A 25,945-nucleotide genomic window follows, 5' to 3' on the forward strand; every position below is an offset into this window, starting at 1 on the left:
TAAGATAATCAGAGCAGAAAGTAGACTTATTCGGAGAGATATGTTACCAGAACTGAAAGCACATATAAAAAATTTTTTATCAATCTTAGCGAAGTATTTTAGAAAATCTTAGAGCTCTTGATATGGTTAAAAGCCTAAATGGCTTTTAACGAGCGACTTATCAATGACAATTGATAAGTTGGTCTGTGCCTGAGGCACGAGTTTATCAAGAGTTCTTAGATTTTCAAAATACTGAGCTTTAGATTGATTAAAATTTTTTATAGTGCCGAAGTCTGGTAACATAGCTCGCAGAATAAGTCTACTTTCTGCCGTACTTACCTAAGTGCGACAGCCCCTTAGAACTTGCTTTTTTATAAATTGCCAATGTATCTTCAAGTCTTCGGATGACTTCTAATCTAATATTTTCTGGTTCTAGGCATTCACATTTATTACCAAAGTGAAGCAGAATGCTATACCAATAATCATCTTCTACAAATGGAAGGTAAGCTATAAATTTATTGTTTTTGAAAGGCTCAACATTTTCTTTGCCACAAAATTCTATCATTAAATCCTTTATTGATTCATCAATAAGAAGTTTAATTCTAATAATTTCTCTACCTGTCCATAGTGACTCTTGGATTGATTGATAATCAAACTCTCTTGAAGAAAATTTCTCATTAAGTAGTTCAAGTGATGACATATGGGATAGTCTAAAAATACTAAAATCTTCCCTAGTAGTGCAGTACCCATGAAGAAACCAATTTGAATTTTTAAAGAATAATTTATAGGGTTCGATTTTTTTTTGACTCTTGTTACCTACACGATCAAAATAATTAAAAGATATAAATTTATTTTCACGAATAGCAATTTTGATTTTTTGAACATATAGTTTTGTTGTTTTATTTTCAAACCAAGAGGTATGATCAATATCAATTTGATTTGATTTTGATTCAATATCTTTAATTTGTTCTACTGGAACTAGACCTTTCACTTTTGCAATTGTATTAATAATTTCTTCACTTGGAAGGAGTGAATGAACACTCCCGAGTCCTATTAATAATTCCGTGATATCTGAAATTGTAAAAATCTTTTTTTCTATCTTATATTCTTCCATAATACTAATACCGCCGTTAATACCAGGATAAGAAATAATCGGAATACCTGCTAAGTTTATTGTTTCTATATCTCTGTATATTGTTCGTGGTGTTACTTCAAACATCTCAGCAAGTTTTGTAGCACTGAGTTTTCTATGTTCAAGTAATACCATAATAATTGATATTAATCTGGCAATTTTCAATTATACCACCTCAAATAAGATATTTTTAATATCAATATAAAACCATGACATACTGTTGTCAAGGTTTTGTGTGTTATTATAAGCTTGACAAGATGATAATAAAAAATATTTAAATAGATGCTTATGCTTACCAAATTCAGCAGGCATCTACGAATAATAATCTTAGAAGGAGGAATAGATTAATTCAGTAGCCATAAACTCAAAGGTAATTTTTTTATATTAGTTTAATTAGATGATTGCAAAAATTCGCAAATTACTAACTTATATTTAAGCAAAAAAGGAGAAATGTTATACATGGAAATAAAAACAATTGCTCTTGAAGAGCATTATGCTACCCCTGATTTTATGAAAGGCCCTGGTAAGAAAGAAGGGGATATGGTTCTGGCTGCAAATGGGGCTGCGCAAGTAAAACCAAATTTAATTGATAAGTTATGTGATTTAGATAATATCAGAATCTCTGATATGGATACAGAAGGTGTTGATATACAAGTATTATCTCTAACTTCTCCTGGTACTGAACAGCTTGGTCCAGATGAAGCAATCGCACTATCACGTGAAACGAATGATTATCTTGCAGCAGCAATTAGAAAAAATCCTAAGCGATTTCTTGGACTTGCAACCTTACCAACCTCAGCGCCTGATGCTGCAGTCGATGAGCTGGAGCGTATGGTCTTGAAACACGGATTCAAAGGAGCAGTAATTAACGGACATGTCGGTGGACACTATCTAGACGATGAATTCTTTTGGCCAATACTTGAATGTGCAGAGAAACTTCGAGTTCCGATTTACTTGCATCCAACTCCACCACCACAATCAGTGATTGACACATATTATACAGGAAATTTTTCATCTCAGGTAACGACTGCTTTATCAGCTTTTGCTTGGGGATGGCATATTGAAACAGCTGTAAATGCGCTTCGCCTCATACTAAGCGGTGCATTGGATAGATATCCTAAACTTCAGATTGTAATTGGACATATGGGTGAAACTCTTCCGTTTATGATATCTAGGTTAGATCGCGGTTTACCAAAGGAAATGACAAAACTTAATCGATCCTTAAGTTCTTACCTCCGCGAGAACTTTTACTATACTTTTAGTGGCTTTAATTACACACAGACATTTCTTGACTTATTACTTCAGGTAGGTGTAGATAGAATTATGTTCTCAGCAGATTACCCATATGGATCAATGGCTGCAGCACGCACCTTCTTGGATCAGCTTCCAATAAGTCCAGCAGATAAAGAGCGTATCGCACATGGCAATGCAGAACATCTCCTTAGATTGTAATTTGTAAAACTGAAAAGAAAAAAGTGAATATTGATGTGTGTTTTATGTTCCCTCAGACTAAGTTTGGGGGATTTTTGTTTATGGGAGTTTTCACTTCTGGTTATATTTGATACTTTGGATTTAGTGTTTGAACTTGATTATAAATTATTTAGTTCTATATGGTCTGAAGAAGGCTCTAATTTCTTCAGCTAGAAGTTCAGGTTCTTCCATGGCAGTAAAATGTCCTCCGCTAAGCATTTTAGTAAAGCGGGTGATATTCAGATTGCGTTCAGCCCATTCTTTGGGTGGTAATAGTATATCAGCCGGGAAAAGAGCCATACCTGTTGGTACCTCTATACGCCCCATTGGTGGCAAAGAATGTATGTTTTCATAATATATACGCGCTGATGATCCTATGGAATTTGTAACCCAATAAATCATTATATTAGTTAGTAATTCATCCTCGCTAAATCTTTGCTGTAAATCACCACCACAATCGCTCCATGCACGAAATTTTTCAATAATCCAAGCAGCCAAACCCACTGGTGAGTCAGAAAGTCCATATGCAAGAGTTTGTGGCTTTGTCGATTGAATAGACATATAACCTCCCTCATTGGCAATCCATAAAGAGGCACTTTTCTTGTATTGCAATTCTTCTTCTGAAAGTCCTACATTATCCTGCGAAGTCATGAGATCTCTAATAATACCGATATCAGTTAGATGGATTCCAATTAGAAGCTCTGGATGGTTTAACGCCAGATATCTTGTAACACCGGAACCAACATCCCCGCCTGCTGCAGCAAATTTACTATAGCCAAGTTTTTCAGTCATTAGTTTTGTCCAAAGCTCAGAAACACGATAATTATTGACATCACTATGTTTAGGACGGCTAGAGAAGCCAAATCCGGGTAGTGAAGGGACAATTACGTCAAAAGAGTCTTCGAGATCGCCGCCGTGATTGGCAGGATCAGTAAGAAGGGGAATAATCTTTTGGTAGCGTATGTAACTATCAGGCCATCCATGAGTAAGAATAATTGGTATAGGACTAGGCCCATTACCACGCTCATGTACGAAGTGAATATCTATTCCATCCACGTTACAGCGAAACTGAGAAAAGCGGTTTAACTCAGTTTCTTGTGCACGCCAGTCAAATTGTTCCCGCCAATACGAAGCCAGCAATTGCAAATAATTTATATCAGTACCTCGTTTCCAAGTTGAGCCTTCTAACTGATCAGGCCAGCGGACATGTTCTAGCCTGTATTTTAAATCATCAAGTACTTCATCAGACACTTGGATATTGAAACGTTCAATAGACATAATGGTTCTCCTTTCAATAAGTTATAGCAAAATTTGTTAACCATAACTTTTCTTCAGTAATTATTAACAGTATATCATTTAAAAATTATGATACAATGTTATAAATGAAGCTTTAAACTATACTATTTGTTAATGGAGGAATATTTATGTCCCAGGTGGACCGTCATAAGAATAGAATTGTATATATTGAATTTATTGCAGATGAAAGTTTTAGTAATCTCCCATATAAAGAGAGATTCACTATAATTTTTGTTACAAGTGGAAGTATGAATTTACAGCTGAATGACTATCCTATAAAAGTTGTTGCTCCAAGTATTCTTTGTTTGTCTATGGAGGATACCATACAAGTTTCCGAAAAGCAAAATATATCTGCACAGAGCGATTCGCTTTGGGTGTGTAGAATAAAAAAGTATCTAATACAAATATTGGGATTGCTTGAAGAAATAAATCACCATATAGAGCAATCACCTGTTGGTTTAGTTTTGGAATACATGTATACAAATTATTCTGATAAAATAAGCTTAGAAGACTTAACAAGATGTGCTCATTTGAATCGTGTATCACTAAATAAAATGTTTCAGGATTTATGTGGATGTACAGCGATGGGATACTTGTTGTCATATCGTTTGAAAGTTGCAGAGAATCTTCTTACGCATACAGGTATGAGCTTGAACGAAATTGCACGTGCTGCTGGATTTGAGTATGATACGTACTTTATAAAACAATTTACTGTCAAAAGGGGCATGACTCCAACGGAATTTCGAAATACCTCCCGTGAGTTTGCATATTGCCAATAAAAATCAAAGTATCTGAGGTACAATCACCATTGAAGTATTCATTTTATACTGTCAAGCAGATTTATTTAATAGGGTCAGGAATATAATATATTTTAAAATCATATCTTATTTTTTATAAAAAATATAATTGAGAAAGAGGTATAAAGCATGATAAAACCAATTGTAAAAGATATATTGTTTTTAGGGCAAAAATCAAAAGAGGCAACTAAAAATGATATAGTAGTAATTGATGACTTAATAGATACATTAAGAGCAAACTTAGAACATTGTGTTGGATTGGCGGGTAATATGATTGGAGTAAAAAAGCGTATATTGGTATTTACTGTAGGCAACCTTATTGTGCCTATGATAAATCCAGTTATATTAAAGAAAGAAAAGCTTTATGAAACAAAAGAGAGTTGTTTATCTTTAATTGGCTTTAGAAAAACAAAGAGATATGAAATGATAGAGGTGGAATATCTTGATAGAGATTTTAAGAAGCAAAAGCAAGTGTTTACTGGATTTACAGCACAAATAATTCAACATGAAATGGATCATTTTGAAGGTATAATAATCTAGATACGTACCATTTGAACATCAATCAGGACTAACCTTTGTGAGTCCAGCAGTAAATAAAGGAATCTATGAAAAATTCCTATACGATGATCTAAAACAAAAGGGCATTTCAATAAAATTTGTAATTGCGGACATAGATGAAATTGAAAACCATGCTGCAAAAGGCATCAACGATGAAAATCTGCGATTTTTCCTTGGAAAAGAGGCCTTGAAAATAGGAGAGTACCTGTTAGAAGCAGGAGAAACAAAAGCTGATGTGATTTTTGACATAAAAGGAAGTTTGTGGTATTCGCTTAGAAGTGAGAAACTTATACTGGCTTTCTACTAAATAAGAACAAGAAAAAGAATATGATATGATAGGTAAAATAGATTTAGAGTTAAATCTAAAATTGTTTTGCGCCCCCTCTATAAAAACAACCCTCTTAAACCTAAAGGGGGTCTTGGGGGGGGCTAATCTCAATATTTCTGCGATTTAGTAGCATTATAAGTAGTTTAATAATTTAAATTTGTTACATATAATGCTTTTTTAAATCTGGGTAGAGGGAAAATTTCTTGCGCAAATTAATAAGATTTTTGCCAAAACTTTCTTCTAATAGTTCTCTATGTTCTTTCATGATTTCCAGTATATACAAATCATGAATTATAACTTCTGTAATAGGCATGACCAATCCCTGATGCATTGTCCACGCTGCTCTACTATCCTTGTCAAGTGATACAATACCTGCTACAACTTCTGAATTATCAGCACTAAATACAATCCAACGGCCACCGTACTCATCTGTAATTTCACTGTTCATATCATGTAAGTAAATATTGCCAAAATCAGATTCTATTTCTCCATAAGCAATAATAGTAATTAAGACACCTTTATCTGCAGCTTTTCTTAGTTCGGATTCAAACTCTTTAAACTCTTCTTTCCAAACTTCTATAAGGATTCTGTGTTTTGCTAAAAGTATACATTCCTTTACTTTATCCAATATTTCATTGCGACCGGTAATATTCCAGATATTCTCACGGTTCTTTGCAGAATTACTAAAATTTTTTAAAGATTCTTCTGCAAGTTGAAAATTTTCCTCAGCTTTTATTCGACGAGTTCTAATTAGTTCTTTTGCTGGAATAGGCGTATACTGTTGTGTGTTTCCGGGGCTAACCAGAATATCTCCACGTGTAACAAGGCTGTCTAAAACTTCATATATTTTCGAACGCGGTACACCAGAATTTTTTGCTACTGCATAGCCTGTAAGCGGAGATTCTTCTAATAAGGCAAGATATGCCTTAGCTTCATATTCTGTAAAATTCAGATTTTTTAATATTTCTAAAATATTTTCTTTCATAAATCCTCCAACGATAATTAGTTGCTACTTTAGTAACTAATATTATAGCTAAATCTCTTGACATATGCAAGCAAAGCTGATAATATTCTAATTATAGTAGATACAATAGTAGTCACTAATTTAAAAAATATTATTTGAGGCTCTATTCGGAAAGGAGAAAATTGAATGTATAACGAAAATAATGAATTCTTGACGGTTTTAGATGAAATTCCAACACGCTGTACTATTATAATGGACAGTGCTTTATCGGGTGGCTTACTTGCTAATGCAATTGCTGTTATTTCCCTCACAGCAGGTAAACGTCATCCTGTACTTCTTGGAGCAGATCTTGTGGATGCATCTGGTGAAACACATCCAGGACTCATTCCAACAGGTATACCAATGCTTTGCACCGATGGGGACAGTCTAAAAGAATTGAGAATTAAGGCAAAAGAAAAAGGCTGTGATGTGGTTGATTTTAGTGTAGAGGGTCAAAAAACAAAGAACTACCAGGAATATTTAGAGGTGACTTGCAGCATTCCTGCAGAACAAATGCAATATCTCGGCATTGCATTGATTGGTTCCAGGAATGTTATCAATAAATTAACAAAAAATTGTGAAATGATTAAATAGGGGGATATGCTTCAGTATCTAAGGAGTTAGAAGATAAAATAACCTCAAAGGGCATTAAAGTTACGCGACTTCAAGGGGAGGACAGATATGAACAGCTTAGCAGCAGAAAGTTGACTGTAGAAAGTCATATGTCCTATTATAATATTAGATTTTGTGCTAATATGTTGTTTGTATATTTATTTGTGGAGGGATAAAAAACAAATGAAAAAGCTTTTTCTTGATTTTGATTGTACTATCGCTGATTCAGTAAAAACATATTGTAATGTATACAATTCTATTTATAAAGATCAAGATGGATTCAAAGTGGCTGATCACAATAAAGTTAACAGGTATGATTTAAAGGATCAATGTCATTTGGTAGACCATCAAGAGACTATTTTTTCAAACGAAGAATTTTTTAAACATCTTGAATTCATGCCTGATGCTTTAAATGTGATTGAAAGGCTTGGAAGTAAATATGAATTGATAATCTGCTCTATAGGAACTTTAGATAACATTTCATATAAAGCTAAATGGATTAAAAATAATCTGTCTTGCATAAAGAATGTTATTTTAATTACTGCCGCTGTGGGCACTAATGGTATAAAAACGGACAAGAGTAGTATTAATATGAAAGAATCAATATTTATTGATGATCATTCAGATAATCTTTTAAGCACTAATGCTGAACATAAAATATGTTTTGGCAAGAAATATGCTTGGAATAAGAGTTGGACAGGACAAAGGTGTTTCAGCTGGAAAGAAGTTGAAAAGTTATTGCTATAATTCTGCAAAAGCATTTTATTTAAAGAGGTAATTACTAAAAAGTAACTACCTCTTTTATTTTGAATAAGTATAATATACCAAGTCAACTTTTTCTTGGATTATATCTGAGATTTCAAATTCAGTTAAAAGTATTTGTATCATATTTGTATCGTATTTGTAAAATCTATGTATCAAAGCTTTATTTAAGTATGATGTAAGTTATAATAAGGTGAAAAGGAGGGTGAAATATGGCTCAAAGAAGAATCTTAATTATTGAGGATGAAGAGTCTATATCGGATTTGATTTCATTTTATCTTGAAAAAGAAGGCTTTATTACTAAAGTATCTAATAGTGGTCAGAGCGGTATTGATCTTGTAGAGAAATTCAATCCGGATTTAATATTGCTCGATTTAATGCTTCCTGATATAAATGGTTTTGATGTATGCAAAAAAATATCAGGCAAATATAGTATTCCTATTATTATGCTTACAGCTAAATCTGACACCATAGACAAAATATTAGGTATGGAGCTTGGAGCGGATGACTATATAACAAAGCCTTTTGATATAAGAGAAGTAATTGTTAGAATAAAGACTATTTTTAGAAGGATAGAGCTAACATCAGATGCTGCTTGCGATAGTGATTCAAAGGTAATAAAATTGGATAACGGCACTGAAATATATGAAGAAAAACATGAAGTATTAAAAAATAATGAGAAGATAGAACTTACCAATAGGGAATATGAGTTATTGTTATTCTTGGCGAAAAACAAAGGTAGGGTAATTTCCAGGCAAGAACTTCTAGATAAGGTATGGGGATATGATTATATGGGAGACAGCAGAACAGTAGATATTCATGTCCAAAGGATAAGAAAAAAATTAGATGAAACCAAAGGGGAATCTCTTATTGAGACTGTCTTTGGAGTTGGATATAAACTTTTAGGATAAGGAAACAGTTATGAAGAATTCAATACAATCAAAAATCTTAATTTCATTTTCAATTATTATATATATTGGTCTTTCTGCACTACTTGTTGTTTCTTATAAGCTTACAGAACAAAATAATAATAATATAATTTATTCAGATATGGTTGAAGCTAAAAAAAACATGGATCAGTATTTAAAACAATATTTTTTAATTAATAATATTGTTTTAAATGAGGCCTCTCTCATAACAAATGCTGATGATATATCGAGGCAATTAAGTTCATCTTTTGAGGATAATGTAGATATTTATAATTTAAATGGAAATAAAATATCACATAACCTAGAACAAAATACTGCAGAGGATAAAAAAGAGGATTTAGCAAATGCAATGAAAGGCAAAATCAGCTATGCTACAACTTTTTACGGAAACAAAACTAAGATCAGTCTATCCTATCCTATAGAGGTAAACTCAAATTATATTGGAATTTTAAGATACACAAAAGATTATACACAGCTTTTTAATAATAGTAAAAGGTTCAGGGATGTTATAAGCATTTTTGCTATAGTTATTTTTAGCTTAGTATTCATAGTAGCCTCAATACTGTCAAGACAAATTACAAAGCCTATTAAAAGGCTTGAGGAGACTTCAGAAGAGGTGGCAAGTGGTAATTTTGATATTAGTATAGATGTAAATTCAGACGACGAAATAGGCGATTTGGCAAAAAGATTTGAAATGATGATAAAGAAAATAAAAGAGCAGATAAAAATAATTGAGGAAGATAGAGATATGCTAAAGGAGTCTGAGGCTCAGAATAAAATCTTCTTTGATAATGTAACGCACGAACTCAAGACCCCGATCACTGTAATTATGGGATATGCTCAAGCTATACAAGAAAATGATATCACTGATAAGAAATTATTTGATAAGTCCATTTCTTATATTTTTAATGAAAGTAAGAGGCTTAACAATATGGTGGTGGAGCTTCTGGAGCTTTCGAAAACTTCTTCAATGAATTTTACTTATAACTTTGAAAAAGTAGATATTGGTGAGCTTGTAAAAATGACTTCCGATGAAATGAATATTAAAGGAAAAAAATATAACATTGATATATGCTGCAATGCAATGGAAGGTCTTTACTTAAAAGGTGATAGAGATAGATTAAAGGAAGTTATAATCAACCTCATTGATAACTCGATAAAATATGGAAGTGTAAATTCTAAAATAGAGGTAAGCGTATATAAAGAGAATAATACTATTTTTATAAAGGTTAAAGATGAAGGAGAAGGAATTTTAGAGGAAAATATAAAGAAGCTCTTTGATCCTTTTTATAGAGCATCGAAAAAGGTTTCCAGAGAGTTAGGAAGTGCGGGACTTGGACTTACTATAGTAAAAAATATTGTTGAAAAACATGGAGGGAGCATTAAAATTAAGAGCAAGATAAACGAAGGAACGGAAGTAATTATCAGTTTTGAGGAGAACTATCTATGTTAAAGTTCAAGGATTTTAAAAAGTTTTTTACATTACTTGTAGCTTTATGTATTTTTATATCTGGCTTTTATATATTAGGGTATATTTGCCTAAAGAATAATAATACAGGTAATACAGTGATAATAGAAAAAGAAGTATTTGAGGATTCGAATTTAAAGAAGAGAGTGAAGGACTTTATAATAAGCCATGTTGAACAAATAAAAGTTTCTGATATTTATTATAACAAGTATGATTATATAGATAACCATTTAATAGAGGCTATGGTGTATAATCCCAAAACAGAAATGCCTGTATTAGGTATTTTCGATAAAAATAATAATGAGATTTCTTATTTGAACAAGGATTCAAGTCTTTCTTATATGGGGAAGATGAATGCTAGCTATCCTCAGCAGAAAATCCTGATGAACCTATATAGTAATACTAAAAGCAACTATGATGAATTTCATCAGGATATATCTCCTGATGGAAAGAAGATATTAGAAATATTTTCAGTTAGTGATTATTCTATTGGAAGCAAACTATATGATATTGATCTCCAAAAGGAAACAGCATCTTATAATGAAGCTTTTCCTGTGTGCTGGCTTCCTGACAGCAGTGGGTTTGTGGGGATGGATGATTACTTATTTATACAAAGTGTAAGAAGTGTAGAAAGAAAAAACTTACTAAAGACAGATGAAATTATAGGTAAGCTTTCTTTGAAGGAAGCGGAAAAGGAAGGCTTTGCTTTGCAAAATTTGATAAGTGGCATTGACCTTAAGGTGTCCAAAGATGGCCAGCAGGCATATATTTCTTATCAAAATACGGATAACAATGGTTTAACTACTCTATTCATTGTAAATCTGAAAGATGGAACTTTTACAAAAAATACTGTACAAGGGATCATTAACAATATGATGCCGCTATATCCGGATGTTCTGCTCATACAGGGCAAAATGAATGGGAAAACGGGAGGCTTTTTATATAATATTAAGAAAAATAACTTTAAAAATATTATCGATGAAAAAGCATTAAGTTTTCAGGTATCTCCTGATGGAGAAAAAATAGCTTATACCCTGCAGAACGGAAATGCATGTGATGTACATGTAGCTTATATAAATTCTGATAATATTAGTAATGATGAAGTGATTTATACGGATCGTAATAATATATCTACAGTAAGGTGGACGCGAGACAGCAGAAGGCTATCCTGTATAGTTAATGGTGTAATATATGAATTTTCCTTCAAAAATATGTGATACAGTAACAGGTAATAAAAAATTATACATTTTGTTTACAAGATCGAGATAACTTATGATTAATTTTGAAATATTTGAAGTTTATAATAAAAGTATAGAATAAATCTTAGCTTTTGGTCAAACAAAGTTAAAGAAAGATATCTTACATGTAAGAATTATATAAGGAAAATTAAGTTAAGATTATTCTAATAATAATATGAATATGAAGGAGACTATTATCATGAAAAGAACTATAATAGGAGCCGCTGTTATTGCGGTAATGGTTACTTCGATTACAACCTATGCAGCAACCAATTTTCAACAAGGAAATGCTTCAAATCAAGGTACACAGAACTTAGTAGCAGCAGGTACGAAACAGCAGGTAGCAGCTAAAGCTAATCAAGAAGAAGGAAGCATAGAATATTCAAAAATGACATATAGTACGGATAATGGTAGTTCAAAATCTATTACTGAAACCTGGTTAAATACAAAGACTCTTGATCTAAGAGAGGATATAAATAATTTTGGAGTTGCTGAAAGTGCAGACAAAGTTAAAAAAACTGGTGATCCGAAAAAAGATGAGAAAATTGCGGCAGCTATGAAGAATAGTCCCAAATATACAAGTACTTATAAAGAAGACATGGGAAAACATATTGTAAATATAATAAGAGATGATAAAGGTAATGCAGTAAATGGTAATGAATATGATGTAGCACAAGAAAATGCAAAGTCTGATGTACAAGACATACAGAAAAACCGAACTTTCGCAGCTATCAAAGCATCATATGCTGATCCATCAGTTTGGAAGGATGCAGGTACAGAGATCACATCAGATGGTAAAAAATTAAAGAAGGTACAATCCGGTGACATGAATGGAGAAGAAATGCATCTTCTTTATCTTAATGAAGATGGGCTTCCAGTTAAATCAGAAGTATATGTAAATGGAAAACTTTTTGGAGTAGCTACTACAGAGTACAAGAGTCTTCAAGATGATGGAAAGATTTTTGATACAAGTGGAGTAAAATTGCAGAAGCTTGAAATAAAATAGGGTAAATAATAGTGAGTATAATGAATTATGAACTGTTAAGTGATAATTATTCTATAATATTTATTAAGGGAAGTCTAAAAATGGCTTCCCTAAAAAATGCTTAAATATCAAAACTAATCTTATTAATATATCTTTTGTTTAAGCTTTTCTGCGGTAGAAGGCGAGGCAGTAAAAATCGATAATTTCAAATCAGGATAGTTTGATAGTTGAAGATTCACATGTTCAAACTCCAATTCTCCAATTCGAGAGTCATTCAATAACTTGTGACAATCATTAATAGTCTTAACTTCATGACGAGGCCACCATAAATTGAAGAATTCACTTTCTTGCCTAAATTTTTCAACCATTGCTGTTAACTTCTCATCTTGAGGATGCCGAGCGCAATCTGCCCTAAATGCCGCAATCATGCCTTTAGCTCGTTCTTCCCAATCTGCTTCAATTTCTTTTATATATGGATTAATTATAAAATGGTGTAATATATTTGTTTTTGGATTTATGCTTTCGGAATAGGGAGGGAATTGAAATAAAAATTCTGCTGCACGATTCCATAATAGTAAATCCCAGTATTTATCCATTATATATGCAGGATGAGGTTCCAGTGCGAAAACAGTTCTTTCTAATCCCGTACTAATTTCTTTATAAATTTTGGATTCTTCTATTTCATCTGACTTAGATAATAAAAAAAGATATTGGCGTTCATCATCAGATAATCTTAGCGCATCAGCCAAACTTTTCAATACTTGATGAGAAGGGTTTACGCTTTTTCCTTGTTCTATAGATGTATACCAAGAAACGCCGATATTTGCAAGCTGAGCGACTTCTTCGCGGCGAAGTCCAGGTGTGCGGCGGCGTCCATGTGAAGGCAATCCAACTTGTTCTGGTGTAAGGCGTTCTCTAGTTGCACGCAAAAATTCACCAAGTGACTGTTGTAATGTAATGTCTTTCATTTTTTTCCTCCTAATATATCCTACTACTCTCAATCGTATGATAACCACAATATGGTTGGACTATTTTAACTCTGATATATTAGAATATATCATAAAAATAAATGGCAAACAAAACTATTTGGATTGGAGTGAATTAATTATGGTATATTTAGGTGAAAACATTCCGAAATTAGGTTTCGGGTTTATGCGTCTTCCTATGATAGGTGAAGAAATTGATATTGAACAGACAAAGGAAATGGTTGATTTGTTTATATCTAAAGGATTTAGTTATTTTGATTCCTCATGGGGCTATAACGGTGGTAAATCAGAAGAAGCAATGAAAGCTGCAATCGTTGATCGTTATCCCCGTGAAAGCTTTCAAATTGCAACCAAATGCCCTGCTTGGATTGTTAAAACCGCAGAGGAGGCCAAGAATATGATCTGGACTTCACTGAAGCGCACCGGCTTGGAATATATAGATTTTTACTTGCTTCATAACTTGGGAGGAAGCCGTACAAAAGTATTTGATGACTTCGGTATGTGGGATTATCTTAAGGAGTTAAAGGAAAAAGGAATTGTACGACATATAGGTTTTTCAATCCATGACAATGCGGAGGCGTTGGATAAAGTTTTGACGGAGCACCCAGAGACGGAATTTGTTCAATTCCAGTTGAATTACGACGACTGGGAAAGTCCTACTATTCAGGCTCGAAAATGCTATGAAGTGGCACTGAAGCATCACAAACCCATCGTCGTAATGGAACCGGTAAAGGGTGGACTCTTGGCCAATCCTGTAAGTGGTGTCAGGAAAATATTCGAGGATGCAAATACTGATGTTTCCTTAGCTTCTTGGGCAATACGGTATGCGGCATCGCTGGATAATATCATTACAGTTCTGAGTGGTATGTCTACGCTTGATCAGGTTAGTGATAACGTTTCTTACATGGACAATTTTAAGCCATTGAGTCAAGAAGAGCGTGCTGTTATAGAAAAGGCTAGGAAAGTGCTGGGCGAAATTCCGAACATTCCGTGTACGGCCTGCGAATACTGTATTAAGGGCTGTCCGCAAAATATACGTATTCCACATATTTTCGCTGCATATAACCGAAAGATGACTTATAATGATGTAAAAGGTGCGAAGCTTAACTACTCGCTTGAAACCATGACAAGCGGTAAAGCCTCAGATTGCATTGCCTGTGGAAACTGCGAGAGGGTATGTCCTCAGCATATTAATATTATTGAGAACTTAAAAACTATAGCTGAAGAATTGGAAAAATAATATATATGAAGAAAAAAGTCGAGCCATTCCAAATAAAAAGGGTGTATACTTTTTAACCCAAAATCTTCTGCCATACCTTGCCGACAATGGTAGAATTATTAATTTTTCTTCCGGTCTGGCACGTTTTACTACACCTGGATGGAGTGCCTATGCGTCAATGAAAGGCGCAGTTGAAGTTATGACAAGATATATGGCAAAAGAACTTTGTAGCGATGAAATGGGGTGGATTACTGGAGAAAGAATTGAGGCTTCTGGCGGTATGCTATTGTAATTAACAAGTTATTATCATAGAAATTAATCTTTTTTGCTAAAATGGGGGCTGTTGCACTATAAAAATTATGCGAAGCAATAATTTTTATGAGAGGACAATAGACAGAGGACAGTGAAGGTTGCTTTTCTTCCGCTGACGCTACAGAAAATCCTCCTTAACTGTCCTCTGTCTATTGTCCTCTGTCCTCTAAAAAAATGATATTAGTAAGTTAGCTATTAGAATCTATAATTTCTTTTAAAGTTATATTTTCATTTTTAAACCGAGCATCAGGATTTTTTTCCTTTTTTAGTTTTATTGCTTTCTGCGGACATAGATTAATGCAGGCAAGGCAATACTCACAAGTATCCCCATATGTGGGCTTACTATTTTTAAGCTCTTTGTTTATAGAAAGGTTATTTCGAGGACAGACCTTGACACAGGTTCCACAACTAGTACATTTATCGTTAATTGAAAAGTTTTCTACCGAATTAAAGTTAGGAATTATCTTTAATAGACCCTGAAGTCCATTGGTCATAAAGGAATCTAGTAATGAGCCTTTATGAATATACTTTTTATTTTCAGAAACATCTATCAATAAACGATTCAAGTTTTCTTCTATATTTTTTTGTTTTAATTTCTGCTGTTCAATATCAAATACTGGTAAGTAATTGTCAATCATAAGTAAACTGTTTGCATAGTGTATAGTTATGTTATTCTTTTTCGCATATTCTGTAAACCATCCAACACCGTTTGCTATCGTATTTCCATATGTTAAGATAGCAAAGATATAAGGACTTTTTAAGGTTACCTTCTCCATAAATTCACGGACAATGCCTGGAGCAGCAAATCCATAGCAAGGGAATATGATACCTATTTTTTCGTCTTCATAACTGAGCTCATTAGTATTTAAAACCTTTGGTATGGAGTAAAGTTCACCTCCAAATCTTTTAGCAACATATAGACTATTTCCAGTAGCAGTAAAATAAAATATTTTCATAATGAACCTCCTTGATAATTAATTAGATTTAAAGTTTTATATTTCGAAAACTATCGAATTGTTGGATGAAAATTTAATAACATAATTATTATTTATTATAATTTAAACAACTTGCTGACTTCTTTGGCCAATTCCTGATTTGCTCTGCAAATTAGAAATTTACCTTTTTTTTCAGTAGTTATTAAACCAGCATTTGCTAGTTCCTTAATATGATGAGAGATAGTAGGTGCACCTATATTTAGGGAATGGATAATATCAGTAATAAAGCATTCGTTATTATTACAATAACCATCATCAGAAGCCTCTACTATTTTTAAGTATAATTCTAATCTGTTTTCATTAGATAGTGCCTTAAATATTTTTGCCATTTTTTGAGTATCCATAAGCAATCTCCAATTTCATGATATCAAATTTTGATAACTATCGAATTGATATTAACAAATAAATCGACTACTGTCAATATGCATTTAAATGAAAGGACTGGAGCAGAATAGTTTTGGACAAAAATATAGGAAATTATCACATGGTTATTTCTTAGCTTACAAGTTCATAATAAACAAGAATAGAATATTACACCATATGTTCATGCCTTCAGTCTATGGAAAGATACTAAAAGCAAAAAAGAATATAAAGCTGCACAGTATGTTGATAAACAAGTTATAAATGATATTTTTAACTGGATTCTTTGAAAAAAGAAGTATAGTTATTATGAATAACGGAGAGGTGATCAATTCATGATAGAGCTTAAGAATGTTAAGAAAAGCTATGAAAAAAATGTGGCTCTAAATCAAGTCAGTTTTACTATTAATGATGGAATTTGTTTTGGACTAATTGGACCAAATGGTGCCGGGAAATCAACACTAATGAAAGTTATAGCTGGGATAACCAGAAAATATGAAGGCAAAATCTTTTTTAATGGAAAATCAATTGAGAAAAGCCGAAATGAGGTGAAAAAGTCTATAGGCTATGTGCCTCAAGATCTTGTTCTCGAAAATACTTTGACGGCAAGAGATAACCTTGAGTTTTTTGGTGGTGTTTACGGAATACAAAGGAATGAGATAAAGGAAAAAGTTAATAAGACTTTGCAGGATATAGGCTTAGAGGACAGAGGGGATGAAGCTGTTAAAAATTACTCTGGCGGTATGAAGAGAAGGTTAAATATAGGCTGTGCTCTTATGCACAATCCACAGCTTGTAATTATGGATGAGCCAACAGTGGGTATTGACCCTCAATCCCGTAATTATATTTACTCTATAATCAAGAGATTAAAAAGCGAAGGGAAAACCGTAATTTATTCAAGCCATTACATGGAAGAAGTACAAAATTTATGCGAAGAAATGGTACTCATTGATCATGGTAATATTTTAGAAAGTGGAAGCGTCAATAAAATTATAGATAAACATTCAAAGCCTTCAATTTACATAGCAGGAGAAGATATTAAGTCAGAAGAGCTGCAGCAGTTTGGAAAAGTTAAAAAACTTGAAAATGGATATCAGATACTAAGTGAAGATGTATTAATGACAATAAAAAGCATAAGTAAATATTTACTTTCAAATAATAAACATGTAAGTCAGCTGGAGATTTACCGCATGAATCTGGAAGATATTTTCTTTATGCTAACAGGCAAAAATCTAAGAGATAAGTAGTAAGTCTAAGCAATTAGGGGTCTTTATGATAGCTAGATTGTAGTAATGGTTAAGATCAGGCTATATGCTATGACAAATTAAGTGAGGTGGAAGTATGTTTTCATTAATAATAAAGGAGTTTAAATTGAGAATAAAAGAAAGAAGAACTTACATGCTTATGTTTATAATGCCAATGGTTTTCATTTTATTGATTGGCAGTGTAAGCAGTACAAAGAATATAGCATTTAATATTCATTATACAGATTTGGATCAGACTCAAATGTCAAAGCAGCTTATTAGCTCATTTGGGAATTCTAAAGGGTTCAGGATGATAAATGAAAGTGATGTGCAGAGTGCCATTAACTATGTTGAAAATAATAAATACCCGATTTACTTTATAATTCCAAAGGGATTTCAAAAAGAAACTCAAGCTGGAAAGCAGCCTCAGATAGATGTACATTTTGATCCATCTTCGGATATAAGCAAAGCATTCTTATCAGCCCTGGAGGGTACAGCACAAAGTATAGAGCAACAGCAGATAAAGCAATATATTAAGGCAAAGGCTGGAAATAGTGCTGATAAAATTCTCACGCCACCTTTTTCAGTGAAGAGAAATGAGATAGCTTCTTCACAAAGCATGGGAATTGCTCAGGTACTTCCTGGTTATACAGTAATGTTTGCATTTTTTATAATAACAATAATGGCCCAGTCGTTCTTTAGAGATAAAGAATCCGGTATGCTTGCTAGGCTTATGGCCACACCTATCGAAAAATATGGATATATGATTGGAATGTGGATACCTAATTTTATAGTTGTTTTAATTCAAGTTACGGCATTATATACCTTCGGACATTTATATTTTAAATTTTCCCTAGGAAACGTACCTGCACTGATTATAGTTACACTTTTGCTGGCTTTTGTAGGAACGGCGCTGGGATTGTTTCTTACTTTCATATCTGATAATCAACAGACAGTTATGATATTTGTTCAACTTATAGTAATAGGAGGGTCTGCCCTGGGAGGATTATGGTTTCCAATAGAAATATTACCTTCGGTAATACAAAAGTTAGCTATGATTTTTCCTCAATATTGGATACAAAGGAGTTATGTTTCGATTTTTGGACACGGAGGTACCTTGATGAGCATATGGCCAAATGTTGTAGTTCTGTGTGGCATGGGGATAGTCTTTTTTATTCTGGCATATTTTAGATACAACAAATTTTACGATAAAGCAACCAATTAAAAGCATGGATATCTAAAATGAAAATTGAGACAGCCTCATCAGTTATGACTTACCTTTGTACACTCTATTACTCCAGTTATGCAAACAGAAATGGGAATGACAGATTAAAAGAACTGTGCTCGTTGTATAATTACAATTAACGTAACTTGAAACCTAAAACTAGCAGTGGTATAATTAAAAAATCAAATAAGAAATAATCTCAATTAAATTCAAGACTATAATAATTTTTTTAATATTGTTATTAAAGTATTCTATGAATATTAGAACTTTGAACGATGAATTGCATATTGATGTCTTTACAAGAGACTAGAAAAAACTGTTCTTGGGTATAGATTTTAAAAACTACTACTGCTTTGTATAAGAGGTGATGACTTTGGATAAGATTTCGTTAGATAAAGAAATAATACTCAATGCAACAGAAGAAGTTATTCGCCGTTTCGGACCAGAAAAAGCGAATATTTCTGACGTAGCAAAATCATTAAAAGTTAGCCATGCTGCACTTTATAGATATTATAATGGAAAAGCTGACCTTTGGAATGCTGTTACAGAACGATGGCTTTCAAATTTGCATGCTTCTTCAAAGGATATTTTAAAGGAAGATAATTCTGCTGATATTAAACTTTTTCGTTTACTTGAGGATTTTGCAGAAGCAAAGCGTCGAAGCTCCGTTAATGATCCTGAAATGTTTGCTAATTATCTTAAACTTGCTCAAAGCTCAATGGATGTAATAGAAAAAAGTATAGAAGATGGAATTAATAGCATTAAAGAGATTATAGTTCAAGGAATCACAGAGGGTATATTTTTTGAAGAATTTCCTCATAAAGCTGCAATAGCTGTATATCTTGCAACTAGTGCTTTTATACATCCAAACTCATTTGAAGCCGTTAATCGAAAGCAAAATATAGAATCTGTTATAAATCTTTTGATAAGAGGACTTAAAAATCCTAATAAATGAATCAAAAACTCCAAATACGATGAGCTAAAATTTTTTAGCCCTTGACTTTCTTAATAGGATTGTTGAGGGCGTTATTTATTTGTATTCTAAGACTCTGGCTAGACATTAAAAAAGCATTATCAAACTGAAAGAGGGAACAACATTTTTATAAAATTAATGACAAGTTACATATTTAATATATTGTAATTTGTAGTGTGATGTGATATTATTTATGTTACAAGTTACAAATTATAATAAATGTAATTTATAATATTAGTTCAGAACTTTTAAGGAGGATTTTTTATGCGTGTTTTTGTAACAGGAGCAACAGGGTATATCGGTTCTGAGGTTGTCCGGGAACTCATCCATGCTGGACATAAAGTTATTGGTTTAACACGTTCGGATGATGGTGCGTTAAAATTAAAGGAAGCTGGAGCGGTCGTGCACCAAGGTTCACTTGATAACCTGGATAGCCTTCGTAGTGGTGCTGCTATTGCAGATGGCGTTATTCATCTGGCATTTAAGCACGATTTCTCGGATTTTGCTGGTTCACTTGTCACAGATTTACAAGCAATCGAGGCCATGGGGGAAGTACTTGAGGGCACTGGCAAGCCATTTTTGACTACAGCTCATGCAAATGGTACAGCATCAGATAACGCCACTTTGGCGCTTGCAAAGCGTGGCGTACGGGCATCGGTTGTGGCGCTTTCAACGTCTGTGCATGGGGATGACGATAAGGGTTTTGTTCCACGATTAATCAATATCGCCCGTGAAAAAGGTTTCTCGGCATACATCGGCAATGGGTCAAATCGCTGGCCGGCTGTACATCGTATCGATGCGGCACGCCTTTTCCGTTTGGCGCTGGAGAATGCTCCAGCAGGATCAAAGCTGGACGGAGTTGGAGATGAGGGTATACCGTTCCGTGATATCGCTAATGTAATCGGCCGTCATCTGAACTTACCTGTAGTCAGTATTACACGCGAAGAGGCAGAGGCTCACTTTGGTTTTCTAGGTCCTATTGCAGCTCTTGACATACCAAGATCGAGTTCACAGACTCAAGAGCTCCTGAACTGGAGGCCAGTGCATCCTACCCTGATCTTGGATCTCGAACAGGGGGATTACTTTAAAAAATGATTTTAGTGTTGATTTTATCAAAAACTTTCAAGCTTGAAACAGTAAAATATTAATTATCATAGTATAAGTCTACTTTCGGCTGTTAAGTGCGACAGCCCCGTTTTTTATACTTAATAAAAAATGAGCATAGACCTGATTTTTCAGAAATCCATGCTCTTCTTTTTTAATAGTATTTAAGGCTAGAGATTTTCCAAGTATTATCTGTCCAGCTTAAAGTTACTGATATATTATCCATTACCTTATCTAGGTCATGCCTAGTATAACTAACTTGAATAGTATTATTATCAATATTTTCCCTAGAGTTAAGGGTCCATACACCCTCACTGAAGGATACTCCCAAATTACCGCCAGGAGGAGATACTAGTTTTCCATCTACAGTTGTTAACTGTGAAAAATCCTTCATAATAGTTGTAACACAATCATCTGTATAATAATTTGAAAGAAAATCCTTAATTTTTTCATAGCTATCATACTGCTTAGGCATAGGGATTTTTTCATCCTTTGATGATTTGCACTCTACTGATAGGATAATATCTTCTTCTGCTAATCGAGAATTTTCTAATAGTTGATAAATTTGATTATCAGAAATATCTTTAGTGTTTCCCAGGTTCTTTATATAATTCTCTATTGAATCACTTACAGCACCTGTTCCACCAAATATGAATGCATGTTTTACATTGTTATTTATAGTATAATTAAATTCATCGCCTACAAGTAACATGTTATATCCATTTTTAGCAGTTAATATGGAGGCGGAGAGTGCATCTGGAAACATCTTATCACTTACAACGGATATTCCTTTATTATTGATTCCACTAATATTAACAAAATTAGAGGCTATACTTTGAGGTGTATTTCCATTTACTCTAAAAGGCTTAATACCTAAATCACTTAGCTGCTCAGATACACTATATGCAATTATGCCAGATGAGCCTACTATTGATACATCTTTAACTCCTAATTTTACAATTTCATTTTTAGTTGTACTATCAAGATTTTTTCCGTCTGTAAATAGTATTACAGCTCTTTCGCTGGCTGCATAGGGTGCTGCAATTAAAGGATATTGAAATGTATATCCAGAGGCAATATATATTTTAGTTACCTTAGAATTAGAATTTAGAATATCAGCTGCTTTACATGCTGTATCAAATCTATCCATCCCGGCTATTCGTACTGTGTTATAGCCCTTAGCTTTAAAAGCATCTTCCTGAGATTTTGAAATAACCCCAGTTCCTCCTAATATATAAATATTTTTTACTCCTAATTTGCTAATTTCATCTTTTACTATATCAGGTGTACTATTTATTTTAGTTAAAAGTATCGGACAATCTAAATAATAGGCAAGAGATGTACCTGTTATAGCATCCGCAAAATCGTTATCTCCTTCAGCTTCTGCTATTACAATGTCTTTTGAATTAGTCCAACCATGCTTTGCTACTTCCACAGATGTTTCAAATCTGTCGGCGCCGCCTATTCTTAATACATCCTGAATTTGATTTTCACTAGCTTTAACTTTATCAAATTGTAATATACCAAATGGAGATAGCGAAATAAACAATGCTAAAGCCGCAGTTAATAATTTTCTAGTTCTCATAAGCCAATATTTCCTCCTTATTATTTACATTTAACAAATTTATTGGGTATAAAAACTTGAGAAATAGCTTTACTTGTTTAAATTATTTTTTAGTTTATGAAGAGCACCTAAATGGATTTTATTTGTTTAAATCCCTCATTGGTAATTATATCATAAAATTCTAGTGTGTTACAACTATTGCAAAAAATAGAGTTGAATTTGCATTTTAGATTGCATAGTTCTATCCTTAATAAGTACCATTTATATTTTTATTTTTTTAAGCTATTTTGTAAATAATTAATTTAGTGCAATAAATAAATTGGATGGTATTTTAAAAGCTTAAATTGGAGGTTTATTATTTAAATTAAAATGATATAATACATTAAGGACAAACTTAGCTAAGTGAGTGATTATATGAGGATTAATATTAATAGAAATGATAAAGTTGCTTTATATATTCAGATAAAAAATCAAATAAGAGACATGATTTATTCTAAGAGACTTCCTCTAGATTATGTGCTGCCATCTGAAAGAGAACTTGCAAAGATGTTAAAGGTTAACAGAAGTACAGTTAACAAAGCTTATGAAGAACTTAAGGCTGAAGGCCTTATTAATTCAGATGTTGGCAGGGGAACTTATGTTGCTTTTTGTAATGAAGACGAATTGATTGACAAATCAAATAATTGCAAAAAGCATTTGTATTGGGATGAGATATATAATGAAAGCTCTAAAAACAATTATGATGACGTTATGAGTAAAATAATGAAAACTAAGGATAATGGTAAAATGATTTCTTTTGCGGGTGGAATTCCTTCACCTAGTTCATTTCCAAAGGATGAATTTGAAAGGGTTCAGATTAATTTATCCAAAAGTAAATTGGAAGATATGTTTTTACATAGTCCAGTTGATGGAAATATTGAGCTAAAAAAAGAAATCAAAAAGCTAATGTTAAATAGAGAAGTTAGAGTAGCAACTAGTAATATAATGATTACTTCAGGTTCTCAACAGGGTTTAGACTTAGTTGCAAGAACTTTTGTAAATTCTAATGATGTAATTTTAGTGGAAGAACCTACATTTTTTGGCGCTATTCAATTATTTCAAACCTTAGGGGCTAAGGTTGTAGGAGTACCTATTGATGAAGCTGGAATTCGTGTTGATGTATTAGAATACTTAATAAATAAACTTAAACCTAAGTTTATTTATAGCATTCCTAATTTTCAAAATCCAACTGGAATTACAATGAGCTTAGAAAGAAGATACGAGCTTATGAAAATTGTTGAAAAGCATGGTATACCTATAATTGAGGATGATCCTTATGGTGAAATAAGATATGAGGGAGATGAATTACCCTCCTTAAAAGCCTTAGATAAAAATGGGTATGTGGTCTATTTAAGTACCTTTTCAAAGGTTATTTCCTTAGGTCTAAGAGTTGGATGGATAGTTGCACCAGAAAGAGTAATTAATAAATTGAGTTTATTTAAACAACTAACGGATTTACATGTAAATACTCTAAGTCAGCATATGATATGTGAATTTTTAAGGCAAGGTTATTATGAAAGTCATATTAAAAAAATTAGAAAAGAATATCTTTTGAAAAGAGATTTAATGATAAAAGAATTAGAAAAAAATTTTAAAGAGATAGAATTTTATAAACCGCAAGGAGGCTTTTACTTGTGGTGTAAATTTCCAGATAGTATTGATTTGAATTTATTATTAGAAAAATCAATTAAAAATGGAGTGAATTATATCCCATCAAATTTCTTTTTTACTAAAAATGATATGAAAAGTAAATTTATTAGGTTAAATTTCACTTACCCTGGAAATGAAGAGATAATTATAGGCATGAATAGACTAAGAAAAAGTCTAGATGAAATATATAGATTATAATCAAACTTTAGGAGGAATAGTTCATGGATAGAAATGATGCACGTTATCAAGCATTTTTGCAAATATTAAAGGAAGAATTGGTTCCAGCAATGGGATGTACTGAGCCTATAGCTATAGCTTATGGTGCTGCTAAGGCAAGAGAAATATTAGGTGAAATTCCAGACAAAGTAATAGTTGAAGCTAGCGCAAATATTATTAAAAATGTAAAAAGCGTAGTTGTTCCTAATACAAATGGGTTAAAGGGAATAGAAGCAGCAGCTGCAGTTGGTATTATAGCAGGTAAAGCAGACAAAGTATTAGAGGTTGTTTCAAAGGTAAGTGAAGAAGAGAAAAAGCTTACAAAGGAATATTTGGACAGAGGCTGCATAGAAGTAAAATTAGCAGATACAGGTATAGTATTTGATATTATAATCACTATGCATTATAAAGAAGCCTATGTAAAATTACGTATATCAGAATATCATGTGAATATTGTACACGTAGAGAAAAATGGAGAAGTTTTACTTAGTCAAGGAAGCGTAGTAGAAGGTAAAGAAAAAGGCCTTACTGACAGAAGCTTATTGAATGTAAAAGATATTATTGAATTTGCTGACACTGTGCTTATAGAAGATGTGAAGGAAACTTTATCAAGACAAATAGAATATAATTCAGCTATAGCAAAGGCAGGAATTGAAGGAAACTATGGTGCAAATGTAGGAAGTGTTCTTTTAAAGACTTATGGAAATGATGTAAAGATTCGTGCAAAGGCTATGGCAGCAGCAGGTTCTGATGCAAGAATGAGTGGTTGTGAATTACCAGTTATTATTAACTCAGGAAGTGGTAATCAAGGCATGACAACATCGCTGCCAGTTATAGAATATGCAAAAGAATTAAAGGTTAGCGAAGAAAAGCTATATAGAGCCTTAGTTATATCTAATCTTATAACTCTTCATTTAAAAACAGGTATCGGACGTTTATCTGCATTTTGTGGAGTAATATGTGCAGGTTGTGGAAGTGGAGCAGGTATTGCATATTTATATGGTGATGGTTATGAAGAAATTGCACATACAATAGTAAATGCAGTTGCAATTGTTTCAGGGATTGTTTGTGATGGAGCTAAACCATCTTGTGCAGGAAAAATAGCTTCAGCTGTTGATGCCGGTATTTTAGGTTATTTCATGTATAAAGAAGGACAACAATTCAGGGGCGGAGATGGTATTATTGCAAAGGGAGTAGAAAATACAATTGCAAATATAGGTCATCTGGGAAAAGTTGGTATGAAGGAAACAGACAAAGAAATAATTAATATCATGCTTACTAGATGTTAATTTTAAGATAGATGGGGCTGTCGCACTATAGAGAAGAACCACCGAAAGTTAACTTATACTCCGTGAGATGTTTCCAAGCTTCAGCACTATAAAAACTTTTAGTCAATCTAAAACTCAACATTTTGAAAATCTAAGAAGCTTTTATAAACTCGTACCTCAAACATATAAAAACTCCTAAGATTTTCTAAAATGTTTTGTTAAGATTGACTAAA

Annotated in this window: 25 protein-coding genes; 18 read left to right on the plus strand and 7 right to left on the minus strand. The window is 32.9% G+C overall.

Annotated elements, in window-relative coordinates:
* Positions 1–298: 298 nt before the first annotated feature.
* The gene (locus tag I6U48_RS00545) at positions 299–1,276 is read right to left on the minus strand and encodes a helix-turn-helix transcriptional regulator (protein ID WP_218318449.1); all 978 of its coding nucleotides are present in this window, start codon (positions 1,274–1,276) and stop codon (positions 299–301) included.
* Positions 1,277–1,570: 294 nt separating this feature from the next.
* Here I6U48_RS00545 and I6U48_RS00550 point away from each other — a divergent pair, with 294 nt between their 5' ends.
* Positions 1,571–2,563, plus strand: coding sequence for an amidohydrolase family protein (locus I6U48_RS00550; protein WP_218318450.1), 993 nt, complete (start codon positions 1,571–1,573; stop codon positions 2,561–2,563).
* 144 nt (positions 2,564–2,707) lie between these two features.
* On the opposite strand, the gene I6U48_RS00555 is transcribed toward I6U48_RS00550, so the two are convergent.
* Positions 2,708–3,859: an epoxide hydrolase family protein gene (locus I6U48_RS00555; RefSeq protein ID WP_218318451.1), complete on the minus strand. Its 1,152-nt coding sequence runs from the start codon at positions 3,857–3,859 to the stop codon at positions 2,708–2,710.
* 146 nt (positions 3,860–4,005) lie between these two features.
* Between I6U48_RS00555 and I6U48_RS00560 the strand changes: the two genes are divergently transcribed.
* The 3 genes from I6U48_RS00560 to I6U48_RS00570 all read left to right on the plus strand — a co-directional run bounded on the left by I6U48_RS00560 (position 4,006) and on the right by I6U48_RS00570 (position 5,539).
* The gene (locus I6U48_RS00560; RefSeq protein ID WP_218318452.1) at positions 4,006–4,656 is read left to right on the plus strand and encodes a helix-turn-helix domain-containing protein; all 651 of its coding nucleotides are present in this window, start codon (positions 4,006–4,008) and stop codon (positions 4,654–4,656) included.
* A 147-nt stretch (positions 4,657–4,803) separates the two neighbouring features.
* Entirely contained in the window at positions 4,804–5,214 is a 411-nt protein-coding gene (locus tag I6U48_RS00565) for a peptide deformylase (protein ID WP_218318453.1), read from the plus strand.
* A 37-nt stretch (positions 5,215–5,251) separates the two neighbouring features.
* Complete coding sequence (locus I6U48_RS00570) at positions 5,252–5,539, plus strand: hypothetical protein (protein WP_218318454.1); 288 nt, start codon at positions 5,252–5,254, stop codon at positions 5,537–5,539.
* Between the two features lie 181 nt (positions 5,540–5,720).
* Here I6U48_RS00570 and I6U48_RS00575 read toward each other — a convergent pair whose 3' ends face one another.
* Positions 5,721–6,545 (minus strand): TrmB family transcriptional regulator, encoded by an 825-nt coding sequence (locus tag I6U48_RS00575; RefSeq protein ID WP_246615145.1) that lies wholly within the window; start codon positions 6,543–6,545, stop codon positions 5,721–5,723.
* A 165-nt stretch (positions 6,546–6,710) separates the two neighbouring features.
* Between I6U48_RS00575 and I6U48_RS00580 the strand changes: the two genes are divergently transcribed.
* From I6U48_RS00580 to I6U48_RS00605, 6 genes are all read left to right on the plus strand, one after another.
* Positions 6,711–7,157 carry a DUF2000 domain-containing protein gene (locus tag I6U48_RS00580; protein ID WP_218318455.1) on the plus strand — a complete coding sequence of 149 codons (447 nt, stop codon included), beginning with the start codon at positions 6,711–6,713 and terminating at the stop codon, positions 7,155–7,157.
* Between the two features lie 201 nt (positions 7,158–7,358).
* Entirely contained in the window at positions 7,359–7,922 is a 564-nt protein-coding gene (locus I6U48_RS00585; protein WP_218318456.1) for a 5' nucleotidase, NT5C type, read from the plus strand.
* A gap of 227 nt (positions 7,923–8,149) precedes the next feature.
* Positions 8,150–8,848, plus strand: coding sequence for a response regulator transcription factor (locus I6U48_RS00590; RefSeq protein WP_218318457.1), 699 nt, complete (start codon positions 8,150–8,152; stop codon positions 8,846–8,848).
* A gap of 10 nt (positions 8,849–8,858) precedes the next feature.
* Positions 8,859–10,319 (plus strand): sensor histidine kinase, encoded by a 1,461-nt coding sequence (locus I6U48_RS00595; protein ID WP_218318458.1) that lies wholly within the window; start codon positions 8,859–8,861, stop codon positions 10,317–10,319.
* Positions 10,313–11,551 (plus strand): hypothetical protein, encoded by a 1,239-nt coding sequence (locus I6U48_RS00600; RefSeq protein ID WP_218318459.1) that lies wholly within the window; start codon positions 10,313–10,315, stop codon positions 11,549–11,551. Before I6U48_RS00595 ends, I6U48_RS00600 begins: the two co-directional genes overlap by 7 nt.
* Before the next feature lie 220 nt (positions 11,552–11,771).
* Positions 11,772–12,578, plus strand: coding sequence for a hypothetical protein (locus I6U48_RS00605; protein WP_218318460.1), 807 nt, complete (start codon positions 11,772–11,774; stop codon positions 12,576–12,578).
* Between the two features lie 122 nt (positions 12,579–12,700).
* Here the strand turns inward: I6U48_RS00605 and I6U48_RS00610 are convergent, their stop codons facing one another.
* A complete protein-coding gene (locus I6U48_RS00610) occupies positions 12,701–13,525 on the minus strand; it encodes a helix-turn-helix transcriptional regulator (RefSeq protein WP_218318461.1) in 825 nt (274 codons plus the stop codon).
* A gap of 139 nt (positions 13,526–13,664) precedes the next feature.
* On the opposite strand from I6U48_RS00610, the gene I6U48_RS00615 reads away from it, so the two are divergent.
* The gene (locus I6U48_RS00615; RefSeq protein WP_218318462.1) at positions 13,665–14,783 is read left to right on the plus strand and encodes an aldo/keto reductase; all 1,119 of its coding nucleotides are present in this window, start codon (positions 13,665–13,667) and stop codon (positions 14,781–14,783) included.
* 25 nt (positions 14,784–14,808) lie between these two features.
* Positions 14,809–15,054, plus strand: a complete 246-nt coding sequence (locus I6U48_RS29980) for an SDR family oxidoreductase (protein ID WP_312890831.1) — start codon at positions 14,809–14,811, stop codon at positions 15,052–15,054.
* A 208-nt stretch (positions 15,055–15,262) separates the two neighbouring features.
* Here the strand turns inward: I6U48_RS29980 and I6U48_RS00625 are convergent, their stop codons facing one another.
* Together I6U48_RS00625 and I6U48_RS00630 are read right to left on the minus strand one after the other, a co-directional pair.
* Entirely contained in the window at positions 15,263–16,030 is a 768-nt protein-coding gene (locus tag I6U48_RS00625) for an EFR1 family ferrodoxin (RefSeq protein WP_218318463.1), read from the minus strand.
* 95 nt (positions 16,031–16,125) lie between these two features.
* Positions 16,126–16,413: an ArsR/SmtB family transcription factor gene (locus tag I6U48_RS00630; RefSeq protein ID WP_218318464.1), complete on the minus strand. Its 288-nt coding sequence runs from the start codon at positions 16,411–16,413 to the stop codon at positions 16,126–16,128.
* A gap of 351 nt (positions 16,414–16,764) precedes the next feature.
* Between I6U48_RS00630 and I6U48_RS00635 the strand changes: the two genes are divergently transcribed.
* From I6U48_RS00635 to I6U48_RS00650, 4 genes are all read left to right on the plus strand, one after another.
* A complete protein-coding gene (locus tag I6U48_RS00635; protein WP_218318465.1) occupies positions 16,765–17,676 on the plus strand; it encodes an ABC transporter ATP-binding protein in 912 nt (303 codons plus the stop codon).
* A gap of 94 nt (positions 17,677–17,770) precedes the next feature.
* On the plus strand, positions 17,771–18,898 hold the full coding sequence (locus I6U48_RS00640) for an ABC transporter permease (RefSeq protein ID WP_218318466.1): 1,128 nt from the start codon (positions 17,771–17,773) through the stop codon (positions 18,896–18,898).
* A 367-nt stretch (positions 18,899–19,265) separates the two neighbouring features.
* Positions 19,266–19,853: a TetR/AcrR family transcriptional regulator gene (locus tag I6U48_RS00645; protein ID WP_218318467.1), complete on the plus strand. Its 588-nt coding sequence runs from the start codon at positions 19,266–19,268 to the stop codon at positions 19,851–19,853.
* A gap of 282 nt (positions 19,854–20,135) precedes the next feature.
* The gene (locus I6U48_RS00650) at positions 20,136–20,966 is read left to right on the plus strand and encodes an SDR family oxidoreductase (protein WP_218318468.1); all 831 of its coding nucleotides are present in this window, start codon (positions 20,136–20,138) and stop codon (positions 20,964–20,966) included.
* 163 nt (positions 20,967–21,129) lie between these two features.
* On the opposite strand, the gene I6U48_RS00655 is transcribed toward I6U48_RS00650, so the two are convergent.
* Positions 21,130–22,560, minus strand: coding sequence for a cell wall-binding repeat-containing protein (locus tag I6U48_RS00655; protein WP_218318469.1), 1,431 nt, complete (start codon positions 22,558–22,560; stop codon positions 21,130–21,132).
* A 393-nt stretch (positions 22,561–22,953) separates the two neighbouring features.
* On the opposite strand from I6U48_RS00655, the gene pdxR reads away from it, so the two are divergent.
* Both pdxR and I6U48_RS00665 read left to right on the plus strand, forming a co-directional pair.
* A complete protein-coding gene (gene pdxR / locus I6U48_RS00660) occupies positions 22,954–24,426 on the plus strand; it encodes a MocR-like pyridoxine biosynthesis transcription factor PdxR (RefSeq protein ID WP_218318470.1) in 1,473 nt (490 codons plus the stop codon).
* 23 nt (positions 24,427–24,449) lie between these two features.
* Positions 24,450–25,733, plus strand: coding sequence for an L-cysteine desulfidase family protein (locus I6U48_RS00665; RefSeq protein ID WP_218318471.1), 1,284 nt, complete (start codon positions 24,450–24,452; stop codon positions 25,731–25,733).
* Positions 25,734–25,945: the final 212 nt, after the last annotated feature.

It is taken from the genome of Clostridium thailandense (genome assembly GCF_019207025.1).
Classification (GTDB): domain Bacteria; phylum Bacillota; class Clostridia; order Clostridiales; family Clostridiaceae; genus Clostridium_AM; species Clostridium_AM thailandense.

Bases quoted from the DNA above. Each gene is read 5' to 3' on its own strand.
- I6U48_RS00550 (WP_218318450.1), top strand. From the start codon at position 1,571: ATGGAAATAAAAACAATTGCTCTTGAAGAGCATTATGCTACCCCTGAT.
- I6U48_RS00555 (WP_218318451.1), bottom strand. From the start codon at position 3,859: ATGTCTATTGAACGTTTCAATATCCAAGTGTCTGATGAAGTACTTGAT.
- I6U48_RS00560 (WP_218318452.1), top strand. From the start codon at position 4,006: ATGTCCCAGGTGGACCGTCATAAGAATAGAATTGTATATATTGAATTT.
- I6U48_RS00565 (WP_218318453.1), top strand. From the start codon at position 4,804: ATGATAAAACCAATTGTAAAAGATATATTGTTTTTAGGGCAAAAATCA.
- I6U48_RS00575 (WP_246615145.1), bottom strand. From the start codon at position 6,545: ATGAAAGAAAATATTTTAGAAATATTAAAAAATCTGAATTTTACAGAA.
- I6U48_RS00580 (WP_218318455.1), top strand. From the start codon at position 6,711: ATGTATAACGAAAATAATGAATTCTTGACGGTTTTAGATGAAATTCCA.
- I6U48_RS00585 (WP_218318456.1), top strand. From the start codon at position 7,359: ATGAAAAAGCTTTTTCTTGATTTTGATTGTACTATCGCTGATTCAGTA.
- I6U48_RS00590 (WP_218318457.1), top strand. From the start codon at position 8,150: ATGGCTCAAAGAAGAATCTTAATTATTGAGGATGAAGAGTCTATATCG.
- I6U48_RS00595 (WP_218318458.1), top strand. From the start codon at position 8,859: ATGAAGAATTCAATACAATCAAAAATCTTAATTTCATTTTCAATTATT.
- I6U48_RS00600 (WP_218318459.1), top strand. From the start codon at position 10,313: ATGTTAAAGTTCAAGGATTTTAAAAAGTTTTTTACATTACTTGTAGCT.
- I6U48_RS00605 (WP_218318460.1), top strand. From the start codon at position 11,772: ATGAAAAGAACTATAATAGGAGCCGCTGTTATTGCGGTAATGGTTACT.
- I6U48_RS00610 (WP_218318461.1), bottom strand. From the start codon at position 13,525: ATGAAAGACATTACATTACAACAGTCACTTGGTGAATTTTTGCGTGCA.
- I6U48_RS00615 (WP_218318462.1), top strand. From the start codon at position 13,665: ATGGTATATTTAGGTGAAAACATTCCGAAATTAGGTTTCGGGTTTATG.
- I6U48_RS00625 (WP_218318463.1), bottom strand. From the start codon at position 16,030: ATGAAAATATTTTATTTTACTGCTACTGGAAATAGTCTATATGTTGCT.
- I6U48_RS00630 (WP_218318464.1), bottom strand. From the start codon at position 16,413: ATGGATACTCAAAAAATGGCAAAAATATTTAAGGCACTATCTAATGAA.
- I6U48_RS00635 (WP_218318465.1), top strand. From the start codon at position 16,765: ATGATAGAGCTTAAGAATGTTAAGAAAAGCTATGAAAAAAATGTGGCT.
- I6U48_RS00640 (WP_218318466.1), top strand. From the start codon at position 17,771: ATGTTTTCATTAATAATAAAGGAGTTTAAATTGAGAATAAAAGAAAGA.
- I6U48_RS00645 (WP_218318467.1), top strand. From the start codon at position 19,266: ATGACTTTGGATAAGATTTCGTTAGATAAAGAAATAATACTCAATGCA.
- I6U48_RS00650 (WP_218318468.1), top strand. From the start codon at position 20,136: ATGCGTGTTTTTGTAACAGGAGCAACAGGGTATATCGGTTCTGAGGTT.
- I6U48_RS00655 (WP_218318469.1), bottom strand. From the start codon at position 22,560: ATGAGAACTAGAAAATTATTAACTGCGGCTTTAGCATTGTTTATTTCG.
- pdxR (WP_218318470.1), top strand. From the start codon at position 22,954: ATGAGGATTAATATTAATAGAAATGATAAAGTTGCTTTATATATTCAG.
- I6U48_RS00665 (WP_218318471.1), top strand. From the start codon at position 24,450: ATGGATAGAAATGATGCACGTTATCAAGCATTTTTGCAAATATTAAAG.